At 74.5% G+C, this 2,582-nt stretch carries 2 protein-coding genes; one reads left to right on the top strand and one right to left on the bottom strand.

What is annotated here, in order from left to right:
* Positions 1–608: 608 nt before the first annotated feature.
* Positions 609–1,463, bottom strand: a complete 855-nt coding sequence (locus tag GTW67_RS01425) for a DUF4184 family protein (RefSeq protein WP_161162974.1) — start codon at positions 1,461–1,463, stop codon at positions 609–611.
* A 184-nt stretch (positions 1,464–1,647) separates the two neighbouring features.
* On the opposite strand from GTW67_RS01425, the gene GTW67_RS01420 reads away from it, so the two are divergent.
* A partial coding sequence (locus GTW67_RS01420) for a lytic transglycosylase domain-containing protein (protein WP_161162973.1) occupies positions 1,648–2,582 on the top strand: 935 nt, incomplete at its 3' end.

Genomic DNA, 2,582 nt, shown 5'->3' with positions numbered 1-2,582 from the left:
TCCGCCCAGGGGCCTCCACACCCGGGGTCCGGCGCGCCTGGGCGCGTACCCTCGCCGCCCCCCGCCCCGGGGCTCGGGGGCGTCGGCCTCCGGGCGCGTACCCTCGCCGCCCCTCGCCGCCCCGCGACGTCGGTCTCCGGTGCGGGCGGGCGTCGGTCGGCGCCGGCACGCGACGGCCAGCCCGACGCCCCGTCCCCCAACCCCCGGAGGGCCCGTCACTCAGGTGGACCCCGTGGGAAAGCCCCCGCTCCTCGTCTCCCCTGAGGATGCGGGCATGGGTATACGCATGCTCCACCACCGGACGACACCGGCACGGGCAAGCACAGACCGACCCGCCCGCGTGCCACTCCTGCCGGTCCCGGTCTTCGCGCCGGGCGCAAGCACCGGCCGCAGCCCCACCACCCTCGCGACGGCCCTGCGCCGCACCGCGGCAGACCTCCGCCGCGGGCTCGCCCGCCGGGACCCGGCCGCCGTGAGTCCACGCGAGACGACCGCCTGGCGCCTGTGGTCCGACCTGGCCCGCGGTTACCTGACGCTCGCCCTCACCCTGCTGCCGCGGTCACGCCCCGCACACACCTTCACCGTGTTCACCGCCACCCCCGACACCCTCAGCGCGCGACCCGGCGGCCCGGCTCCGTACCGACGTCTCCCGGGCTTCCCGGGACCGGGACCGGACGCCACACCCTGACCGCCACGGCACACAGCAGCAGCCCCGGGACCAGCCCTGCGCCCGCCCCGAAGCACACCGTCGGGATGATCTCCCAGGGCTTCGCCGCGGACCCCCGGTAGTCCCACCACCGCGTCGTCCGCTGCACCACCCCGGCCAGCGCACAGCCGCCGAGCACCGCCCCGGCCCACCACCGGTCCCGCGCCGACAGCGCGGGGACGCCCAGTGGCCCGGCCGGGGCCTGCCGGCGCAGCGCCCGCGCCACGAACACGGCGATCACCACCGCGGCCACCGCGGAACCGCCGTACTGCGCGTACCAGTACAGCGGCGAGCCCGCGATCTCCCGCCCCAGCACGGGGAACACCCGCATCCCCCACCGGTCGAGATGCGTGAACGCGTCCCACACCACGTGCGTCAGCGCACCGATCACCGCCGACACGTACCACCACACCACCAGGGACGGCCGCACGCGCGCGCGTGGCGCCCCGCAGCGCAGCAGGGCGGCGGCACGCCCCTGCCGCGCCCGCGGCAGCAGCGCCACCAACGGCTCGCGCACCAGCAGCCACAGCCCCACCAGCGTCCAGGCGATGAGCACATCGACCGAGAAGACCCCGGCGAAGGAGTGCGTCACGTCCCCGAACTCCATCGCCCCGGACACCAGACTCGCCGCGTAATAGGTCATGTCGGGCGAGAACGACCCCGCGACCAGCACGGCGGGCACCAGACGCCCCCGCCCCGATCCGTCGCCGCGCACGGCGGGCAGCACGGCCGCCGCATGACTCAGGGTGAAAGGCAACGCCGCTCCTCATATGGCCAACTGGTGAATATCGGGCGCGAACGGGTGCCCGTGCAAAGCAAGTTGTCGTAGGGTCGCCTGCGGCGCCGTACTGGTCGAACAGACGACCGTCGTGCTCGGAAAGTTGCGGCGACAGACGGACGACGGAGACGGACGCGCGGGCGTCCACGGGAGGGGTCACTCTATGGCGGCGCAGTTCGACAGGAGACTCCGCAAGGCGGCGGTCACCACCACCGTCGCGGCGGTCGCGGTCGCGGCTCTGTCCGCGTCCCAGGCTCCCGACGTGACGGCGGACGGCAACGGCAGACGGACCACCGCCGACAGCGCGCCCTCTCCCTCGGCACCCTCCGACGACAGCGCCACCGGCAACTCGCCGTACTACACGGACCTGCCGCCGCTCAACAGCCCGAGCCCCGCACCCACCATCGGCACCCCCGTGTCCCGGGGCCCCGCCGAGGCGGGCATCCCCGCGACCGTCCTCGACGCCTACAAGAGGGCCGAGTCGGAGCTGCGCAGCGCGAAGCCCGGCTGCAACCTCCCCTGGCAACTCCTCGCCGCCATCGGCAAGGTGGAGTCCGGTCAGGCCCGCGGCGGCCGCGTCGACGCGAACGGCACCACCATCGGCCGCATCATCGGCCCGCAGCTCGACGGCAACGGCTTCGCCCTCATCAAGGACACCGACGACGGCGTCTACGACGGCAACAGCAGCTACGACAACGCCGTCGGTCCCATGCAGTTCATCCCGTCCACCTGGGCCTGGGCGGGCCGCGACGGCAACGGCGACGGCAAGAAGGACCCCAACAACGTCTACGACGCCGCCCTCGCCGCCGGCCACTACCTGTGCCGCAACGGCTGGGACCTGTCCGCCCAGGCCGACCTCAACCGGGCGATCCTCAGCTACAACAACTCGCAGGAGTACCTGCACACGGTCCTGTCCTGGCTGGAGTACTACCGCAAGGGCACCCACGAGGTCCCGGACGGCACCGGCTCGCTGCCGGTCGGCCGCAGCGACGACGACTCCGCCGTGACCGGACCGAGCCCGTCGCCCGGCGTCACCGGCACCCCCGGCCCGCCCACCGCGCCCCAGACCCCGGGCACGTCGACGCCGTCCCCGGGCGG

The sequence above is a fragment of the Streptomyces sp. SID5910 genome (genome assembly GCF_009862125.1).
GTDB lineage: Bacteria > Actinomycetota > Actinomycetes > Streptomycetales > Streptomycetaceae > Streptomyces.
Note: the sequence above shows the minus strand (reverse complement) of the source record. Positions and strands in the feature narration are given on the sequence as shown.